At 45.6% G+C, this 18,090-nt stretch carries 17 protein-coding genes; 5 read left to right on the top strand and 12 right to left on the bottom strand.

Going from position 1 to position 18,090, the window contains the following annotated elements:
* Nucleotides 1–18 precede the first annotated feature (18 nt).
* Together cydB and R7035_RS09445 are read left to right on the top strand one after the other, a co-directional pair.
* Nucleotides 19–1,026: a cytochrome d ubiquinol oxidase subunit II gene (gene cydB, locus R7035_RS09450; protein WP_017820345.1), complete on the top strand. Its 1,008-nt coding sequence runs from the start codon at nucleotides 19–21 to the stop codon at nucleotides 1,024–1,026.
* Nucleotides 1,027–1,046: 20 nt separating this feature from the next.
* The gene (locus R7035_RS09445; RefSeq protein WP_005373267.1) at nucleotides 1,047–1,175 is read left to right on the top strand and encodes a DUF2474 domain-containing protein; all 129 of its coding nucleotides are present in this window, start codon (nucleotides 1,047–1,049) and stop codon (nucleotides 1,173–1,175) included.
* Between the two features lie 133 nt (nucleotides 1,176–1,308).
* Here the strand turns inward: R7035_RS09445 and R7035_RS09440 are convergent, their stop codons facing one another.
* The 3 genes from R7035_RS09440 to R7035_RS09430 all read right to left on the bottom strand — a co-directional run bounded on the left by R7035_RS09440 (nucleotide 1,309) and on the right by R7035_RS09430 (nucleotide 3,544).
* Nucleotides 1,309–1,815, bottom strand: coding sequence for a hypothetical protein (locus tag R7035_RS09440; protein WP_020480907.1), 507 nt, complete (start codon nucleotides 1,813–1,815; stop codon nucleotides 1,309–1,311).
* Nucleotides 1,808–2,533 (bottom strand): hexitol phosphatase HxpB, encoded by a 726-nt coding sequence (gene hxpB / locus R7035_RS09435; RefSeq protein ID WP_053349210.1) that lies wholly within the window; start codon nucleotides 2,531–2,533, stop codon nucleotides 1,808–1,810. Before hxpB ends, R7035_RS09440 begins: the two co-directional genes overlap by 8 nt.
* Before the next feature lie 129 nt (nucleotides 2,534–2,662).
* Complete coding sequence (locus R7035_RS09430; RefSeq protein WP_017820348.1) at nucleotides 2,663–3,544, bottom strand: LysR family transcriptional regulator; 882 nt, start codon at nucleotides 3,542–3,544, stop codon at nucleotides 2,663–2,665.
* A gap of 97 nt (nucleotides 3,545–3,641) precedes the next feature.
* Here R7035_RS09430 and budA point away from each other — a divergent pair, with 97 nt between their 5' ends.
* Genes budA through R7035_RS09415 form a run of 3 tightly spaced genes read left to right on the top strand, consistent with a single transcriptional unit; the run spans nucleotide 3,642 to nucleotide 6,915 of the window.
* Nucleotides 3,642–4,427, top strand: coding sequence for an acetolactate decarboxylase (gene budA / locus R7035_RS09425; protein WP_017633685.1), 786 nt, complete (start codon nucleotides 3,642–3,644; stop codon nucleotides 4,425–4,427).
* Between the two features lie 29 nt (nucleotides 4,428–4,456).
* Nucleotides 4,457–6,160 carry an acetolactate synthase AlsS gene (gene alsS, locus R7035_RS09420; RefSeq protein ID WP_213869872.1) on the top strand — a complete coding sequence of 568 codons (1,704 nt, stop codon included), beginning with the start codon at nucleotides 4,457–4,459 and terminating at the stop codon, nucleotides 6,158–6,160.
* The gene (locus R7035_RS09415) at nucleotides 6,157–6,915 is read left to right on the top strand and encodes an SDR family oxidoreductase (RefSeq protein ID WP_318146106.1); all 759 of its coding nucleotides are present in this window, start codon (nucleotides 6,157–6,159) and stop codon (nucleotides 6,913–6,915) included. The genes alsS and R7035_RS09415 overlap by 4 nt, the downstream gene beginning before the upstream one ends.
* Nucleotides 6,916–7,203: 288 nt before the next feature.
* On the opposite strand, the gene R7035_RS09410 is transcribed toward R7035_RS09415, so the two are convergent.
* From R7035_RS09410 to R7035_RS09370, 9 genes are all read right to left on the bottom strand, one after another.
* Nucleotides 7,204–7,800, bottom strand: a complete 597-nt coding sequence (locus R7035_RS09410; protein ID WP_005382731.1) for a methyltransferase domain-containing protein — start codon at nucleotides 7,798–7,800, stop codon at nucleotides 7,204–7,206.
* Between the two features lie 136 nt (nucleotides 7,801–7,936).
* Complete coding sequence (locus R7035_RS09405) at nucleotides 7,937–9,139, bottom strand: phenylacetate--CoA ligase family protein (protein WP_170890151.1); 1,203 nt, start codon at nucleotides 9,137–9,139, stop codon at nucleotides 7,937–7,939.
* Between the two features lie 9 nt (nucleotides 9,140–9,148).
* On the bottom strand, nucleotides 9,149–9,970 hold the full coding sequence (locus tag R7035_RS09400; protein ID WP_005373283.1) for an ABC transporter ATP-binding protein: 822 nt from the start codon (nucleotides 9,968–9,970) through the stop codon (nucleotides 9,149–9,151).
* A gap of 80 nt (nucleotides 9,971–10,050) precedes the next feature.
* Complete coding sequence (locus tag R7035_RS09395; protein WP_318146105.1) at nucleotides 10,051–11,295, bottom strand: ABC transporter substrate-binding protein; 1,245 nt, start codon at nucleotides 11,293–11,295, stop codon at nucleotides 10,051–10,053.
* A 45-nt stretch (nucleotides 11,296–11,340) separates the two neighbouring features.
* Nucleotides 11,341–12,408 carry a branched-chain amino acid ABC transporter permease gene (locus tag R7035_RS09390; RefSeq protein ID WP_005382737.1) on the bottom strand — a complete coding sequence of 356 codons (1,068 nt, stop codon included), beginning with the start codon at nucleotides 12,406–12,408 and terminating at the stop codon, nucleotides 11,341–11,343.
* Nucleotides 12,409–12,419: 11 nt separating this feature from the next.
* Nucleotides 12,420–13,313: a branched-chain amino acid ABC transporter permease gene (locus tag R7035_RS09385; protein WP_005373295.1), complete on the bottom strand. Its 894-nt coding sequence runs from the start codon at nucleotides 13,311–13,313 to the stop codon at nucleotides 12,420–12,422.
* Nucleotides 13,313–15,265 carry a long-chain fatty acid--CoA ligase gene (locus R7035_RS09380; RefSeq protein WP_213885482.1) on the bottom strand — a complete coding sequence of 651 codons (1,953 nt, stop codon included), beginning with the start codon at nucleotides 15,263–15,265 and terminating at the stop codon, nucleotides 13,313–13,315. Before R7035_RS09380 ends, R7035_RS09385 begins: the two co-directional genes overlap by 1 nt.
* The gene (locus R7035_RS09375; RefSeq protein WP_005373297.1) at nucleotides 15,265–16,065 is read right to left on the bottom strand and encodes an ABC transporter ATP-binding protein; all 801 of its coding nucleotides are present in this window, start codon (nucleotides 16,063–16,065) and stop codon (nucleotides 15,265–15,267) included. The genes R7035_RS09380 and R7035_RS09375 overlap by 1 nt, the downstream gene beginning before the upstream one ends.
* Nucleotides 16,066–16,307: 242 nt before the next feature.
* Nucleotides 16,308–17,945, bottom strand: coding sequence for an electron transfer flavoprotein-ubiquinone oxidoreductase (locus tag R7035_RS09370; protein ID WP_186585399.1), 1,638 nt, complete (start codon nucleotides 17,943–17,945; stop codon nucleotides 16,308–16,310).
* Between the last annotated feature and the right edge of the window lie 145 nt (nucleotides 17,946–18,090).

The following is an 18,090-nucleotide window of genomic DNA, read 5'->3' as shown; positions in this document are numbered from 1 at the left end:
AAAGTGAAGGTAGAGAATATGCATTTTGATTTATCCGTGATTTGGTTCGCGATCATCGTTTTTGCCACTTTGATGTACATCATCATGGACGGCTTCGATTTGGGTATTGGAATACTGATGCCCTTCATCAAGGATGAAAAACAAAAAGACGTCATGGTCAACAGTGTCGCGCCAGTTTGGGACGGCAACGAAACTTGGATTGTGCTTGGAGGCGCATCTCTATTTGGCGCTTTTCCGATGGCTTACGCGGTGATTATTGAAGCGCTAACCATCCCTTTAACGTTGATGTTGATTGCTTTGATCTTTCGTGGCGTCGCGTTTGAGTTTCGCTTTAAAGCATTGGAAAGCCACTTAAAGTTCTGGGATCGCTCTTTTATGGTCGGCTCGATTTTAACCACGTTTTTCCAAGGCATCGTTGTTGGCGCGGTAATTCAAGGCTTTGCGGTGGAAAACCGCGTCTTCGTAGGTAGCCAACTCGACTGGCTCAGCCCTTTTCCCATCTTTTGTGGTTTGGGTTTAGTCGCAACGTACGCGCTGCTTGGTAGCACATGGCTCATCATGAAGACGGAAGGTGAACTGCAAAACACGATGTACCGCTTCACTAACAAAACACTACTGGCAATGATCTCCGCATTAGTCATTGTGAGCGCTTGGACTCCACTTGCTTACCCTGCCATTGCGGAAAGATGGTTTTCTCTGCCTAATTTGTTCTACTTACTGCCCGTACCTGTCATTACTGGGCTGGTCTGTTTGAAGATTGCCGACTCCGTTAAAAAGCGTAAAGAGCGCAGCCCTTTCGTGATGGCATTGGTGATCGTGATTCTCGGGTTCGCTGGGCTTGGCATCAGTATCTGGCCAAATATCATTCCTCCTAGCATATCGATATGGGAAGCAGCGGCTCCTGCAAGCAGTCAGCGCTTTATGCTCGTTGGAGCGGTGATCATCATCCCGATCATTCTGGCTTACACCTTTTGGAGTTACTACGTCTTCTCCGGAAAAGTGAAAGAAGACGAAGCGTACCATTAACGAGTTGATAAGGAGTGAGTATGAAAATCAAAAATTGGTGCCGCCAGTGGGCTTGGATGGTTGGAATTTGGGTCGTTAGCGTCGCTGCATTAGGGTTAGTGTCTATGTTATTTCGCGTCATGATGACCGCTGCAGGGTTAAAATCTTAGCTCGACACGTTTAAGTCAATAAAAAATGGATGCCTCTAGATCTTGTGTAAGAGCTAGAGGCGTTGAACCTAATACTCAATCTTAATGAAAAAGCCAAGCGTTAAGAATCTACTCAAAACATTCTTTCATAAGTCTACATTGCCTGAAGTCGTTCATGCATGCTTACGAGATCAAAAGGTTCAAGCTTTTTCGCAATGCTCAGTAATGCTTCCTTTTTATCTTGCGGTAAACTTTGAAACTTCGACTCTAAACGTAAATCCACTTTGCTAAAAAGTAGCTTTCTAATTTGACTAGCTTTTGCCTTTGATAATTGCAATCCATCATTATCGGAGGTTTCAATTATCATGATAATTCTTGCTAAATCACTGAATTCATCATCAGAGCATAAATAAAGTGATTGTTTGTATAAATAGCCAACCGAAATTTCAAAATCAATATTAAGCGCTTGAATCTGACCGACAATGTTTTCACTCATATCATTTTGAGAAGCAGAGTTGATACAATCATCAAATCGCCTTTCAAATGTAACAAATCGATTATTGAGCTCGTCCAACATAGTCGTATCTTTTGCGAATGATTCTATAGGTAAAACCAATAAGAACATTGGCAGTAGGTATTTTTTCAGCGACCGACTATTCACAATCAAGTCCTTCTTCTAAAAAACTTTCATGCGGTGTTGGTGCAATTGTTTCTTTCAAATTCAAGTCCATTAAACTCGCCAAATGGCTTTCATTAAACTCTGATAGCTTTTGCAGCTTTAGACTGGCTTCATTAAACTCTTGGTAGAACTTATCAGGTTGAGGTATCACGACTGTTTTTATGTTTGCTCGTGTTGCCGCAAGCATACCCGAATAAGAGTCTTCAAAGGCAATACAGTTACTTGAATCTACACCTAGTTTATTGATTGTTAAAAGGTAGACATCTGGCTCTGGCTTACCCTGCTCTACATCGTCTGACGATGATATCGCGTCAAAGTAACTGGCAATACCGAGTTTGTTCAAAATGATGGGAATGAGTTGATAAGGTGAATTAGTAGACAACCCTATCTTAAACCCTTTTTCCTTAAGCAATTTGAGTGTTTCTGTAACACCCTCTAATTCGCATCCTTTTTCAATTATTAATGCCTCCACTTTATCCACAACAGCATTCTCTACTTCCTCTAGGCTCTTTTCTTGCCAAGGATTACGTTCATACCAAAACCTTGTTACTTCACCTGTCGTCATAGTTGCAGTCTGCTTTGACAGCACTTCGGTCACTTGGACACCAACTGATGAAAACACCTGCTTTTCCGCTTCCTTCCACAAAGGTTCTGAATCAATCAGCAACCCGTCCATATCAAAGACCGCAGCGTATATCATTGGTACATCCTCAGTAAGTTCTATTCGTTGAGTAAGATTTGTCTATTCAACCAAAGCATAGCTTTGCATATAACGAGTGAGAGTATCACATTTGCCTGTGGCTATCAGAGCCAGTTCGATGACTCATCTTTAAGCCTCAACATGACCGATGTGCATGGCTACTTTTAGCGCTTGTTTATTGAGATTAGATGCCTCCCAAGCAACAACAACACGACTAGTGAGAGGGATATCCTCAATCTCGGCGACTGTCGCGGAATCATCGAGATGTTCAGCCAGTGAGCGCGGAACGAGAGCAATACCTAACCCGGCCTGCGCCATGGCAATCGTCGTACGAAGTTGCGGTGCTGCGAACTGTGGTTCGAGCCTTACTCCTGCGTCGGCAAAAAGTGTGCTCATGCCATCAAACAATGCGGGTCCAGTCTCTCGTGGAAACAGTAAAATTTTATGGCCTCTCAACTGTTTCATCTGGATACAGGGATACTTTGCCAGTTCGTGGCCCGCCGGAATCACCGCGACAAACGGGTCGTTAAACAACACCTTGTGCTCAAAAGGCTCACTGGCGTAACAGGGTAGCCGCATGATTGCGAGATCAAGTTGTTTGCTTTTTAACTGAGTGGCAAGCTCTGGCATTGACAGTTCCGCCGTCTGTAAATGAACCCCATTCTCTTGAATACGCCCAATCCTCTCCAATACCTTAATGCAGGTTGATGTTGACGTCGCGAACCCAATTTTAACCTGCGTATTTTCACCACGGGCAATCTGTCGGGCTTTTGCTTTAGCGCGTTCCACATCAGCAAGAATATTTACCGCATCCGTATAAAAGACTTGCCCTGCATGGGTCAGTTCTACTCCTCTAGACAAGCGCTTAAATAAGTCCACGCCAAGCTCGTGCTCTAGCTTTTTGATTTGTTGACTCAAAGGAGGTTGCGCAATCCCTAACCGTTCAGCTGCTCGGGTAAAGTGACGAGTCTCGGCGACCGCGACAAAATACTTCAGGTAGCGAAATTCCATATATTTTCCATATCAAAATAAATCTTTTTTATATTGGATTTAGCACCGTGTAGAAGTCAATCTAAATATACTCTTCATTGCATAACTGGTCTTACTCATGCGTGGATTTTATAACCCTCTATGTGCTTGTTCGCTTGAAGTAGCGAAAGAATTTTCTGAATACCATCACGTTACCGGAGATGGTGAGATTTATCAGACTTCGTTAATGAGTGCTTTGATCGCTGGTGTTTACGAAGGCTCAACAACCATAGAAGAACTGCTGAAACATGGGGATTTTGGTTTAGGTACGTTCAATGAATTGGATGGTGAGTTGATTGCGTTTGATAAGGAAGTTTTTCAACTCAAGTCGGATGGCTCCGCAAACCCGGCAGACCTGGCGCAAAAAACGCCCTTTGCTGTCATGACTTTTTTTAAGCCTGATATCGAGCTGCCACTGACATCGCGCATGTCACGTCATGAAGTCCATAGCATCATAGACGAGATGGTTCCAAGCGATAACCTATTTTGCGCAGTGCGCATTGATGGCGTTTTCGATTCAGTTCGTACTCGCACCGTACCTAAACAAACACGCCCTTATCGGCCAATGCTTGAAGTGGTCAAAGAACAACCAACGTTCCGCTTCACGCATAAGCAAGGCGTGGTCGCCGGCTTTCGCAGTCCTAAATATACGACTGGCATCAATGTGCCCGGCTATCACGAACACTTTATTACCGATGACCGCCAAGGAGGTGGTCATATTCAGGATTACAGCATTTCGTCAGGGTTCCTCCAGATTGGCAAAGTCTCGCGGCTAGTGATTGATACCCCGGTATCGACAGACTTCCTCAACGCCAATTTGGCTCCGGAAGATATAAATACCGCCATAGAAAAGGCGGAAAAGTAACAAAGTCAGGCAAATAATAAGGACAACAAATGCAATCCAAACCTTCAAATAAAAATGGATCTCAGTTGATCGCTCAACAGCTAGAGTCTCTCGGCATTAAGTACATTTTCGGTATTCCCGGTGCAAAAATCGATCGACTGTTCGATGCGATTGAAGACACTAACATCCAAATGATTCCGGTACGCCACGAAGCTAACGGCGCATTTATGGCGGGCGTTATGGGAAGACTAACCGGCAAAGCAGGCGTCACCATGGTTACGTCAGGCCCTGGCTGTGGAAATCTAGTTACGGGAGTGGCAACAGCAAACTCCGAAGGCGATCCGCTGATTGCTATCGGTGGTGCGGTGAAACGAACTGACCAGCAAAAACAAACACACCAGAGCATGGATACCGTCAGTATTTTTCGCTCTATAACTAAGTTCAGTGCTGAAGTGCAGCATGTGGACGCCGCAAGCGAGATCATGGCGAACGCATTTCGTATCGCAGAGTCAGGTCGTCCTGGGGCTTGCTTTTTGAGTCTCCCCCAAGATGTTTTATCCGAGCAAACCCAAACGGACATTATTGTCCCCTCGCCTTACACACAGCCTGGTTGCGCAGACATCGCAGCAATCGAAGAAGCGGTCAGTCGAATCAGTAAAGCAAAGCGCTGTGTGGTTTTACTTGGCCTTCACGCGAGCCGCAGTAAAAACGCTGCTGCTATCGCCCGATTTCTTCAAAATACGCAGCTACCCGTTGTCGGCACTTACCAAGCCGCCGGCACGGTAGACATCAATTACTATCATCACTTTGCTGGGCGTGTCGGTTTGTTTAATAACCAACCTGGCGATGTTTTACTGCGGGACGCCGATTTAATTCTCACCATCGGCTTTAGCCCAATAGAGTATGACCCTGAGCTTTGGAACAGCCACCGCAACCCAGTGATTCACCTCGATATTGAACCGGCAGAATACCAACTTAATTATCAGCCTTGTGTTGAAATCGTCGGAAACATTGCGCAGTCATTAGACAAGATGGGCAGCTATATCTCTGAATATGCCCGCCTTTCCCCAACGGCACTTTCAGTACTGGAAGAGGTAGCACTGCAACGGCAAGTGATCAAAACCTATCCCAATGTCTATCACAAGCAAGGATTTCATCCACTGGCACTGATTAAAGCCATGCAATCTATCATCACACCAGATACCACGCTATGTCTTGATATGGGGAGCTTCCACATCTGGATCGCTCGTTACTTAAGTTGTTTTCGAGCTCGCCAAATGCTGGTGTCTAACGGCCAACAAACAATGGGCGTTGCACTACCATGGGCCATTGGTGCCAGCCTACTAAAACCTGGTAGCAAAGTGGTATCGATATCAGGAGACGGCGGTTTTATGCAATCGAGCATGGAGTTAGAAACCGCGGTTAGACTGAACTGTAATATCGTCCATATTGTGTGGGTTGATAACGCCTACAACATGGTAGAAATGCAAGAGATCAACAAATATCAGCGCTGCTCTGGTGTGAAATTTGGACCAATTGATTTCAAGGCGTACGCCGAATCATTTGGCGCGAAAGGCTTCGCAGTGACTAGTCAACACGAATTGCTACCGACATTGAATAAAGCCATGGACGTTGAAGGACCAGCAGTGGTGGCTATCCCCGTAGATTACAGCGACAACGACAAACTGATGTTGCCGCGCACAGAGAAAAATCAAGATCCCGTTTTTGTAAGTTTCGAAGGAGAAATCGCATGAGAGGATTAAAAAATAAAGTCGCACTCGTCACTGGTTCTGCCAATGGTATTGGTTTGGCCATCGCAAAACGTTTGTATGAAGAAGGCGCAAACGTCGCTCTTGCCGATTGGAATGAAGAGCAATTGGCAAACGCCGTTGAGGGCTTTGATAAACAGCGTGTGTCTGCGCATTCTATTGATGTTTCTGACCCAGAAAAAGTCGCAGCACTGATTTCTGATGTTGTTACCCGTTTCGGTAAACTGGATATTTTAGTAAACAATGCTGGCGTACATGTCCCTGGTTCCGTGATTGAAGGTAGTGTGGAAGACTGGAAGAAGATCTCTGGTGTAAACATTGATGGTGTTGTTTATTGCGCGAAGTTTGCTTTGCCTGAACTCTTAAAAACGAAAGGTTGTATGGTAAATACCGCGTCCGTTTCCGGTTTGGGTGGTGACTGGGGTGCCGCATTCTATTGCGCGAGTAAAGGCGCAGTGGTGAACCTTACCCGAGCGATGGCATTGGACACTGGTGCGGATGGGGTAAGAATTAACGCCGTATGCCCAAGTTTAGTAAAAACCAACATGACAAACGGCTGGCCGCAGGACATCCGCGATAAATTCAATGAGCGCATTGCGCTTGGCCGAGCAGCCGAACCTGAAGAAATTGCGTCTGTCGTGACTTTCTTGGCAAGTGATGACGCATCTTTCATTAATGGCGTAAACCTACCTGTAGACGGCGGTGCCACCGCATCAGATGGTCAACCTAAAATAGTATAAGCATGAAATAGACAGATCAGTGAGAGACGTTCTACTACCTTTCGGATCGATGCTGATCTGTCGCTTTACGCTCTGAGCACACAACCCGTGCCGGCAATAAACTCAACCACTCGACCGCTGTTAGAGATATCTCAACAACTTAAACCAGCAACGAGAAATTAATGTTTCACACAAACCGACAAACTATGTGAGCATTCCATCAGGCATAGAGTGAAGACTTATGTATCAGCGATTCACAAAGAACCAGACAGTTTCCGCGAATACTTTCTAAAGAAGTCTCAGTGACGACTAACGTTTCTGCCACACCATCCATTGCTCTCTGCCTTTAAAAACCTCAACACTGTTTGCCACCACTGAGGACTTCACAAGTTCAAACGTGGGCTCTAGAAAAGATGCCAACTCCCCACTTCGCAAACAAAATGGAGGAAAGCGTGATAGGTAATTATCATCAATGACGAAAAAACCAATTAGAAAACCTCCGCTTGGCAATAATTTATCCACCATCGAAAAGTATTCTGACCACATATCTCTCGGTAGTGCTGCGAGAAAGGCCCGCTCGTAAATGACATCAAACGAGTGAGAAAAATCGGCATTAAATACATCACCCAATACGACTTTATCTTTGTAGTTACCTAACGTTGATTGCGCCATTTTTACCGCTTCTTGGCTGTAATCCATCGCGATCACGTCATGCCCATATTGAATAAAAGTGCTCAGTTCATAAGCGGCACCACACCCAGGAATAAACACTGACTGGCCTACATGAAGTGAATTGTCGAGATAGTCCTTGAGTTCTTGAGGTGTCGATTGGGCATCCCAAGGCATAGTGCCTCGGATAAACAAATCATCCCAGAATTGTGTGTTAATCATTGGTGCCTGTTTCATTTACCCGCTCCCTGATTGCGGTAGTAAAAAATAAAGGGATACGCAGCGCAATGTGGTATCCCTTTTCTAGCCTTTTGTCTGACGTTGTTAGTTTTTTATGACAACCACTTTCTACTGCACTTATGCCACCAATGAGTTAACTGCGAAGATCATTGATTAACGGCTGCTCCGCTTGGTTCGGTACAAACTGGACATTGCCTTTCAGTTTAGTGACAGACTGGAGTGTTGCTTGAATGTCCTCTGCTGATACATGCACATCATGACAACAGAAAGTAATGGCATCGTTGAAGCCATCGCGCTCAATTTTCAAGGAGCCTTTAATATCGTGGCGACGACAGACTTCTTGGATCTGATGCGGATAAACAAACAGCCCTTTTACTTTCACCGCGGAGTCTGCTCGTCCCATCCAGCCCTTAATTCGTGCATTCGTGCGTGAAGAATCAGAACTTGTCTCTAGGTATGCCGATAAATCTCCCGTTGCGTAGCGAATCAGCGGGAACTTCTCATCGAGCGACGTTACAACGACTTCACCGACTTCTCCCGGTTGTACAGGAACACCATCAGGATCAACGATTTCAACAATAATATCTTCGGCAATCACTAATCCTTGTTCACCAGACACTTGATAAGCAATCAAACCAAGCTCTGCACTTGCGTAGGCTTGAAAGACTGCAATGCCTTTTTCCTCAAACATCTGTTGCATGTCTGCTGTAACCGCTTCACCAGAGACCAGAGCTTTCTCAAAGCTAGGCAGCTCATTGTATTTCTCTTGGTACTTTTGTAGCAACGTCAGCAAATAAGAAGGTGTGCCAGTGTAACCATTAGGTTGAAGCTGTTTAATTGCCTCTATTTGCGCTTCGGTATTGCCTACTCCAGCCGGAAATACCGCACAGCCACAAGCCCTTGCGCCACCATCCATAATAAATCCGCCAGGAGAGAAATGGTAAGAGAGCGTGTTATGCACTAAATCACCCGCACAGAACCCAGCAGCGTGAAACGCGCGCCCCATACGCCAGAAATCGGCCTCATCCGTTTGAGCCTCATATAACGGCCCAGGAGATTGGAATACGCGCGCCATTTGACCAATGGCAACGCTATTTAAGCCACCAAACGGCGGTTTAAGTTGCTGCTGATTAGGTACATTGAACTTACGTGTAATCGGGAGCTGAGCAAGCCCTTCACGATTGTTTGCCAATGTAGGATCTAACTCAGAAAAATGCGCTGCGTAATGTTCGCTATTGGCTTTCGAATTCTCAATCAGTGCTGGCAAACGTTGAAACAGCGACTCTTCTCGCGCCTGTAGAGACAACGATTCTTTCGCATCAAATAGTTCGTTCATCCTTGCTCCTTACAACCAACGCTTACGACGTTTGTAAGATTTCAGATTCTTAAAGCTCTTGCGATCTTCATCGCCGCCGCCAAGGTAGAATTCTTTTACGTCCTCATTGTTTAGCAATTCGTGCTTGCTGCCATCTAGTACGATTTTGCCTGATTCCATGATGTAACCGTAATCGGCCGCTTGAAGAGCGAAGTTGGCATTCTGCTCAACCAAAAGCATGGTAATACCTTGCTCTTTGTTGATCTTGTTAATAATGCTGAATACTTCTTTAACTAGCAGTGGAGAAAGCCCCATAGACGGTTCGTCCAACAAAATCATCTTCGGTCGAGCCATTAATGCTCGGCCAATCGCTAACATTTGTTGCTCACCGCCAGACAAATAGCCCGCCAGGCCAGTGCGCTCTTTGAGTCGCGGGAAATAGTCAAACACCATTTCGATGTCTTGTTCAACTTCGTTGTCAGTGCGTGTATAAGCGCCTAAGCGAAGATTTTCTATTACCGTCATATCTTCAACAATTCGGCGCCCTTCCATAACTTGGAAGATGCCCGAACGGACGATCTCTTCCGGGCTTTTGTTGTCTATACGCTCGCCCATGAAGTTGATTTCGCCGCGCGTCACTTCACCATCTTCGGTTTTCAATAAACCAGAAATGGCTTTCAACGTTGTGGATTTACCCGCACCGTTGGCGCCCAGTAAGGTCACAATCTGCCCTTTTGGAACTTCTAAACTCACACCGCGAAGTACTAGTATTACTTCGTCGTAGACGACTTCAATGTTGTTCACTGAAAGCAGTATTTCTGCCGGTTCGATATTCGTTGCTAATTCAGCCATCAAACTACTCCTTGCTAGGGTGAGAGTGTTCTCTCACCCATCCTTATTTTCAGTAGGCTTTGTTATTAATAAGTCGTAAATTAGTAACCTAGCCAATCGTCACGACGTGACAATGTCACCTGAGATACTTTCTTAATATCAACTGCGCCGCCATCGTTGTTGCCCATAAAGACGTTCACAGTTGTTGTGCCTCGGTGATCTTCCGGTTTCCAGTTCGCAGGGACACAAACACCTTCTAAGCCTTGTGGTACCCAGTTGTCATGGACATACATGCCCTTCTTGATGTTTTCACCTGTGATGCCACCGTTGTCTTTCGCCCACTGCATTGCTTCTTTCATATAGAACGCAGAACAAATACCGCGAATGTAATGGTGAGTTCTGAATTCGCCCGGCTCTGATTCAGACTGCTTAGAAATCTCACGAACCAGCTTCATGCCCTCATTATCATCTCCCCAAAACGCCGTCATACCCGGGAAAACGTAATCTTTAAGGCCATCGCCTGCTGCTTCAAGCACTGGCTTGTCGCCGCCCCAAATGTTTGCCATGTACTGGAACTCTGTCCCAACCGTGTTACAAGACTTCACTAGTGAGATAACCGAGCTACCGATATTAGCAATGTAACCGTAGTTGGTGCCTGACTCTTTCAGCGACAAACATTGCGCTTTGAAGTCCCCTGGTTTTAGTGACACAACGACTGGGTTTTGCACATCAAAACCAAGCTCTTTAGCGTACTCTGCACACGCTTCTTTTGGCGCATTCGGGAATGGATGGTTATCGCCAATGTGCGTAAATTTCGGCGCACCTTGATTGCCCTTAGATTCCCAATCTTCTTTCGCCCACTTAACTAGCGCACGGCACGCATCTGAGTACGACGCACCATAAAAGAAATTATAAGGCGCTGGTTTCGCGGTTTTTGGGTTTTTGCCAGTTGGGTCAGTTAAGTGACCAGAATAAGAAGCAGAGAACACCGGCACTTTGTCTTTGGTAACAAACGAAATAAGTGCTTCGGTATCCGCCGTACCCCAACCTTGCAGCGCAACCATGTCTTTACGCGCCACCCAACGTTTATAGTTGGAAATCGCCACTGGTACTTTGTACGCCATGTCTACTGTTTCAAATTCGAGCTCGGTACCGTTAATGCCACCGTTTTGGTTAATCCAACGCAATGCATCTCGCACGCCAGAACCATAGGGCTTGCTCACATAGGCCGTTGGTCCAGAAAAATCGACTAATTGCCCGACAAACACAGAATCTTTTGCCCAAGTTGCGGTAGTAAACAGTGCAGATGACAGCACCAACGTTGTCGCTAAATGTCCTTTGTTCATAACTCGTTGTCCTTGTTATTGAGGTATATTCCACTTAATTCCACGTTAATATGAGAACGGATAGTGTTTCCAATATGCTCGAATCTGTTGCCAGCGATGCGATAATCCTTGAGGTTCGAAAATGAGGAACAGCATGATGACTAAACCAATCGCCATTTCTTTGAAGTAAGCCAGACCATCAGTGAAAGCGGTGGTATCACCAAACGCTGAAAGCCCCGTTACGCCAAACTCTAAAACTTCAGGCAGCAGTACGATAAATATCGTCCCCATCAGCGTACCTTTGACTGAGCCTAAGCCACCAATGATGATCATTGCCAAAAACTGGATAGACATCATGATGGTGAAGCCTTCTGCTGATACAAACCCTAGATAATGTCCGTAGAGTGCGCCCCCGATGCCTGCATAGAATGCACACACTCCAAATGAGAGCAGACGATACTTAGTTAGGTTGATGCCCATGATCTCTGCTGACAGATAGTGATCTCGTACTGAGACAAACGCGCGACCGTCACGAGAACGGATTAAGTTTGATGCCCACATATACATGAAGATCAGCGCAAACAGAGCGATATAGAAAAAGCTTTCGTCAGTCGTAAACTCAAAGCCAAACAAATTAATTGGGTTCGCGCTAGCACCGTATGAGCCGCCACTGAACCAATCTGCGCGAGCAAAGAAGTCCTCTAGAATAAACTGCGCCGCCAACGTTGCGATAGCTAGGTATAAACCTTTAATTCGAGCCGCTGGCAGACCAAACAGCATCCCCACAATCATGGTTAAGTAACCCGCGAGCGGAATCGCAAACACGACTGGAATGTTAAACTGGTTATTTAACCAAGCCGATGCAAAGGCGCCAAAGCCAAAGAACGCACCGTGACCTAGCGAGATTTGTCCGGTAAAACCAACCAGAATGTTTAAGCCCAATGCCGCGATACCGAGGTATGCAATCTGAATAAACAGGTTTAGGAAGTAAATATCCAAGACCAGCGGTGCTGCCAGCATGGCGATGACACCAGCAATCGCAAGGCTTCTGATGGTTTTGGTTTCAAAAATTGGCGTATCGCTTTTGTATGTGGTTCGAAAATCCCCACATGGGCGCATGCTAAGTTGAGCCATGTTATTTCTCCTTAAATACGCTCAATATCTTTGGTACCAAACAGGCCATATGGCTTGAAGGCAAGAATGATTAACAGCACATAGAATGGTGCGATGTTGTACAGGTTACCCACTTGCAGGTATTGGCTATCAAAAAACTCAGCCAAGTTTTCTAGCACCCCGATGGTGATACCACCGACAATTGCGCCGACTACCGAATCTAAGCCACCTAAAATAACGGCTGGGAAAACTTTGATACCAATAATGGATAGCGCGTCAGATACGCCGTTAACGATACCGATAACAATCCCTGCTGTTGCAGATACCATTGCCGAAATGGCCCAACTGATGGCGAACACTTTCTTGATGGAAATGCCAAGACTCTGGGCTACTTGCTGGTTAAATGCCGTTGCGCGCATTGCCAGACCCATTTTGCTGAATTTGAAGAACCAGTAAAACGCGCCCATGATGAGCATTGAGAAGATCAAACTCAGAATGTAAGCAAACTCAACATTCAAACCTCCGATATTCACCACGTTGGTTTCAAACACTTGCGGGTACGACACAGCAGAGACGCCAAATATCCACTTCATCAGCGCTTGGAAAAACATCGATAGACCGATGGTCACCATGATCACAGAAATAATCGGTTCACCAATCAACGGTCTGAGCACAATGGTTTGCACGGCGATACCAAAAATCATCATGAACGCGAGCGTGAGTAAAAAGCCAATAAAGAACGGTAACTGTAGGTGCACCAATGCCGCCCAACATACCCACGCGCCAATCAACAAGAACTCACCCTGAGCAAAATTGACCACCTGGGTCGATTTGTAAATCAATACAAAGCACATGGCGACAACGCCATACAACATGCCAACGATCACGCCATTAATGACGAGTTGCAGTAATAAATCCGTATTCACTATGCGATCCTCCGTTGTTCGCTATCCACTAGTGTTGGCTCATGCTCAATAAGCGTTTCAATAACTAGCGACGTTTGAATGCGTGTTTTAGTGCCATCTTGATAAGTGATCACTGTATCGACATCGACTTTTGGATCGTCGCTGTAGATGGTTTCGATGATGTCTCCGTATTTCTCTGCAACCACACCACGACGCACTTTACGCGTACGAGTTAACTCGCCATCGTCGGCATCCAGCTCTTTGTAAAGTAGAATGAATTTGCTGATCTTCTGTGCATCCGGTAGGGATTCGTTCACTTTTTGAACTTCTTCACGAATCGCTTGGTACACTTCTGGTTGAGCAGATAAGTTGGTGTAGTTGGTAAATGCCAAGCCGCGTTGCTCTGCCCACTTCGCGACGATCGCATAGCGAATACAGATGATGGCAGACAGCCAAGGTCGACCTTTACCTACCACCACGGCTTCTGCAATAAACGGCGAGAACTTGAGTTTGTTTTCAATGAACTGCGGAGAGTAGCGGTTGCCGTGGCTGGTTTCCGACATATCTTTCAGACGATCAATCACCACCAAGTGACCGGAATCTTTAAAATAGCCCGCATCGCCTGTGTGCATCCAACCATCTTGAACATCTTCATCATATGCTGCTTGGTTGTTTAAGTAGCCAGTAAACATGCCTGTACTTTTCGCGATGATTTCACCAACGCCATTGCTGTCTGGGTTGATGACTTTCACTTCTGCATTATCAAACGCAACGCCAACCGAATCATAGTCCACGTCATCGGCTTGGTGGACGGTGTACGCACCACACATTTCGGTTTGACCGTAAAGCTGCTTGAGTGGTACACCGATCGCTTGCAAGTAACGGAAAGTGTCAGGCCCCATCGCCGCGCCGCCCGTTGCAGCAGATGTTAGGTTCGAAAAGCCTAAACGGTCTCGCAAAGCACGCAAAAGAATCCATTCGGCGAGTTTAGAACGTTTGCCCTGCTCTAACGCTTTGTTGGCTAAGCTCATGCCCAGTTTGTACATCTTTTGCTTAAACGGTGTCGAATCCATCATTCGTGCAGACACGTCTGCCACAATGTTTTCCCACACTCGCGGCGCTAACAGCACAAAGTTTGGACCGATTTCACGCAAGTCGGACATCATGGTTTCTTGTTCTTCCACAAAGTTAACGATTTGACGAGAAATCAACGCCTGACCAACCACGTAAACCTGCTCCATAATCCAAGGCAAAGGCAGAACAGAAACGTAGTTGTCGCCTGGGGAACGAGGGTCTGCACGCAAGTAAGCCGCACAGTGATCCAAGAACGTGCCACTGTGTAGCTGAGCCAATTTTGGTTTAGAAGTCGTACCCGACGTTGTACAAAGAATTGAAAGATCGCTGCCTTTGGTTTCAACAACCATATTGAGATATTTGTCTGGGTCCGCTTTATCAATCAGCTGACCTTTTTTGTAGACCTGTTCAACATCAATCAATCTTGGATCATCGTATTTACGCATTCCACGAGGATCGCAGTAAATAATGTATTCAACGCTAGGAATTTCATCACCAAGCTCAAGCAGCTTGTCGCATTGCTCTTCATCTTCGGCAATCACGACTTTTGCTTTGGCATAGTTGATAAGGTACGCCACCTCTTCGTGCATAGAATCTTGATAGATGCCCAGCGAGAAACCTTTGATCGCATGTGCCGCTAACTCGCCCCATACCCATTCCGGGCGGTTATCACCTAGCAAACCAACGACATCTTGCTCACCAATACCTAAATCTTGTAGTGCCAGTGCCATCCACTTGACGCGGTTTTCATAATCCTTCCAAGTGAACTCTCGCCATATACCAAACTCCTTTTCACGCATTGCGACTTGTTCGGGCCAGTTCTTGGCATTGTGTTGCAACACTTTTGGAAAGGTATCTAAGCGGGTTATATCTGCCCAATCATTATGTTGCTGTGCCATTATGCACTCTCCTCTAATGTCGGTAACTCTTCGCCTAAGTACGCTTGTTTCACATGTGGGTTGGCCATCACTTCTTCAGGCTCACCCGTAGCAATGTGTTTACCGAAATCCAAAACCAAAACGCGATTAGAGATGTCCATGACCACGCCCATATCGTGCTCAATCATGATGATCGTGATATCTAATTCTTCATTCAGATCCATGATGTAACGTGCCATGTCTTCCTTTTCTTCCAAGTTCATTCCTGCCATTGGTTCATCAAGCAGCAATAACTTAGGTTTTAAGGCAATGGCACGAGCAAGCTCTACACGCTTACGTAAGCCGTAAGATAGGGTGCCTGCAGTCGCTTTTCGGATGTGCTGGATTTCTAGAAAATCGATCACGTCTTCCACATATTTGCGGTGCGCCATCTCTTCTTTCTGCGCATTAGAGAACCAATAGAGTGGCCCCGTGACGAAGTTGTTTTTTAGTAGGTGGTGTCGGCCAACCATGATGTTGTCCAGTACCGACATGTGAGAAAAGAGCGCTAAGTTTTGGAAGGTTCTTCCCAACCCTAACTCAGCTCGTTGGCTAGGTGTCCGTTTAGTTACATCATCTCCAGCGAAGATTACAGAGCCTTTGTTTGGTGTGTATCGACCAGAGATGCAATTGAGCATTGAGGTTTTACCTGCACCGTTTGGGCCAATGATTGAAAAAATTTCCTTTTCATTCACATGGAAGCTCACGTCAGTTAAAGCTTTCACCCCACCAAAAGCCAATGAAATATCGTTTACCTGCAACAGAGGCGATTCCGATACCATAGTTGATCTCCCTTTCGTTATTTTAAGTGCGTTCCATTGAGCACTATTTGATCAAACCTAACTTTGATACTGGTAACCGCTTTTACACCTATGCATCAACTTTGTATTCAGTTTACGTAAACGTCAATTTAAAATCAGAATAGTGCCTGAAAGATTAAGTTGCAATCGAGTTCATCGAGAAAGATTTGAACTAACGCAAACTTTAAGTAAATAAATTGTTAATAAAAATTATTCTCAAACGCTTACATATTTGGATAGTTCGGACCACCACCACCTTCTGGCGGAGTCCAGGTAATATTTTGACTTGGATCTTTGATGTCGCAGGTCTTACAGTGGATACAGTTGGCCGCATTTATTTGCAGCTCTGGCTGCTGCTCCCCCTGTACGATTTCATACACGCCAGCCGGACAATAGCGCTGTGCTGGCTCTGCATATAATTCAAGGTTCTGCTCAATAGGGATCCGCTGGTTCTCCAGTCGTAAGTGGCATGGTTGATCTTCCTCATGGAAGATATTGGATAGATAAACGGAAGAGAGGCGATCGAAACTTAACACGCCATCAGGCTTCGGATAGACAATTTCATTGCTGTTTTCCGCCAATAACAGAGACTGATGATCAGGCTTATCACAGCGGATATGCCACTTAGCTTTACCTTTTAACACGTTATGTTCCAGCAGCGCTAAACCACCGCCCAGCCACGATCCAAAGCGGTGGATTCCACTTGAGAAGTTACGTGCTTGATAAAGCTCTTCATACAGCCAAGACTGTTTGAAATGCTTTTGATAATCAGCAGTAACTGACTGACTCTCAAGGGCTTCACATACTGCTTCAGCGGCAAGCATTCCAGATTTTATTGCGGTGTGTGTGCCTTTGATTTTAGCGCCGTTAAGTGTTCCTGCATCACAGCCAATTAACAAGCCACCAGCAAACTGCTGCGTGGGAAGCGAATGAAAGCCGCCCTTGGTAATCGCTCTCGCGCCATAGCTAATAGGCTTCCCATTTTTGAGGTATTGCTCAATCAACGGGTGGTGTTTAAAACGTTGAAACTCATCAAATGGACTCAAGTGCGGATTCTTATAATTCAAGTCAACAATCAACCCGACGGCAACTTGGTTTCCCTCTAAATGGTAGAGATAACTGCCACCTGTAGCTTCATTTGATAACGGCCAACCTAATCCGTGCACTACTAAACCTTGCTGATGCTGCTCTGATGGGATTTCCCACAGCTCTTTAAAACCGATAGCGTAGTGTTGAGGCGTTTTCTCTTCAGCAAGATTAAATCGGTTAATCAACTGCTTACCAATATGCCCCCGTGCGCCTTCAGCAAATAAAGTAAACTTCGCTCGCAGTTCAATACCAGGTTCGAAATTTCCTTTTTGTTCACCATTTTTATCTAATCCCATATCGCCCGTGATCACGCCACAAACACGACTATCTTCATCGATGATCGCTTGACTGGCGGTAAAACCTGGGTAGACCTCCACCCCTAAGTTCTCAGCCTGCAACGCCATCCATCGGCATAGACTGCCCAAACTTATGATGTAATTACCTTTGTTATGTAACGTATTAGGCACCGCCCAAGAAGGCAGTTCATGACCATTGATGTCATTGCCTAGATAGTAGGTTTTATCTTGGTTTACTTTGGTATTGAGCGGCGCGCCTTTCTCTTCCCAGTCGGGAAAAAGCTCATCCAAACTCCGCGTTTCAAACACCGCACCCGATAAAATATGCGCTCCAACTTCAGAACCTTTTTCTACCACGCAAACAGAGAGGTCTTGTTTTTTTTCTGCTGCTAATTGTTTGATTCGGCATGCCGCAGACAAACCTGCGGGACCAGCGCCTACAATCAGAACATCAAATTCCATGCAGTCTCTTTCCATGATTGCATTCCTTTTTCTTTGCATGTTGCCAACTTGTTAATCAACAATATATTTAAAGTTGACGCAAACGTAAAGGTAAATTAACATCATTTTAAAGACGTCATCACATCGTCTTCACTGTAAACACATAGTCTTCACTGTAAAA

It is taken from the genome of Vibrio sp. 1731, from assembly GCF_033339955.1.
In the GTDB taxonomy this organism is placed as follows: Bacteria; Pseudomonadota; Gammaproteobacteria; order Enterobacterales; family Vibrionaceae; genus Vibrio; species Vibrio alginolyticus.
This window is presented reverse-complemented; position numbering and strand designations above follow the sequence as displayed.

Excerpts from the sequence above, each read along its gene's own strand:
- R7035_RS09400 (WP_005373283.1), bottom strand. The coding sequence starts at position 9,970 with ATGGCTGAATTAGCAACGAATATCGAACCGGCAGAAATACTGCTTTCA.
- R7035_RS09415 (WP_318146106.1), top strand. The coding sequence starts at position 6,157 with ATGAGAGGATTAAAAAATAAAGTCGCACTCGTCACTGGTTCTGCCAAT.
- R7035_RS09395 (WP_318146105.1), bottom strand. The coding sequence starts at position 11,295 with ATGAACAAAGGACATTTAGCGACAACGTTGGTGCTGTCATCTGCACTG.
- R7035_RS09390 (WP_005382737.1), bottom strand. The coding sequence starts at position 12,408 with ATGGCTCAACTTAGCATGCGCCCATGTGGGGATTTTCGAACCACATAC.
- alsS (WP_213869872.1), top strand. The coding sequence starts at position 4,457 with ATGCAATCCAAACCTTCAAATAAAAATGGATCTCAGTTGATCGCTCAA.
- budA (WP_017633685.1), top strand. The coding sequence starts at position 3,642 with ATGCGTGGATTTTATAACCCTCTATGTGCTTGTTCGCTTGAAGTAGCG.
- R7035_RS09370 (WP_186585399.1), bottom strand. The coding sequence starts at position 17,945 with ATGGAAAGAGACTGCATGGAATTTGATGTTCTGATTGTAGGCGCTGGT.
- hxpB (WP_053349210.1), bottom strand. The coding sequence starts at position 2,533 with ATGATATACGCTGCGGTCTTTGATATGGACGGGTTGCTGATTGATTCA.
- cydB (WP_017820345.1), top strand. The coding sequence starts at position 19 with ATGCATTTTGATTTATCCGTGATTTGGTTCGCGATCATCGTTTTTGCC.
- R7035_RS09375 (WP_005373297.1), bottom strand. The coding sequence starts at position 16,065 with ATGGTATCGGAATCGCCTCTGTTGCAGGTAAACGATATTTCATTGGCT.
- R7035_RS09380 (WP_213885482.1), bottom strand. The coding sequence starts at position 15,265 with ATGGCACAGCAACATAATGATTGGGCAGATATAACCCGCTTAGATACC.
- R7035_RS09410 (WP_005382731.1), bottom strand. The coding sequence starts at position 7,800 with ATGAAACAGGCACCAATGATTAACACACAATTCTGGGATGATTTGTTT.
- R7035_RS09430 (WP_017820348.1), bottom strand. The coding sequence starts at position 3,544 with ATGGAATTTCGCTACCTGAAGTATTTTGTCGCGGTCGCCGAGACTCGT.
- R7035_RS09405 (WP_170890151.1), bottom strand. The coding sequence starts at position 9,139 with ATGAACGAACTATTTGATGCGAAAGAATCGTTGTCTCTACAGGCGCGA.
- R7035_RS09445 (WP_005373267.1), top strand. The coding sequence starts at position 1,047 with ATGAAAATCAAAAATTGGTGCCGCCAGTGGGCTTGGATGGTTGGAATT.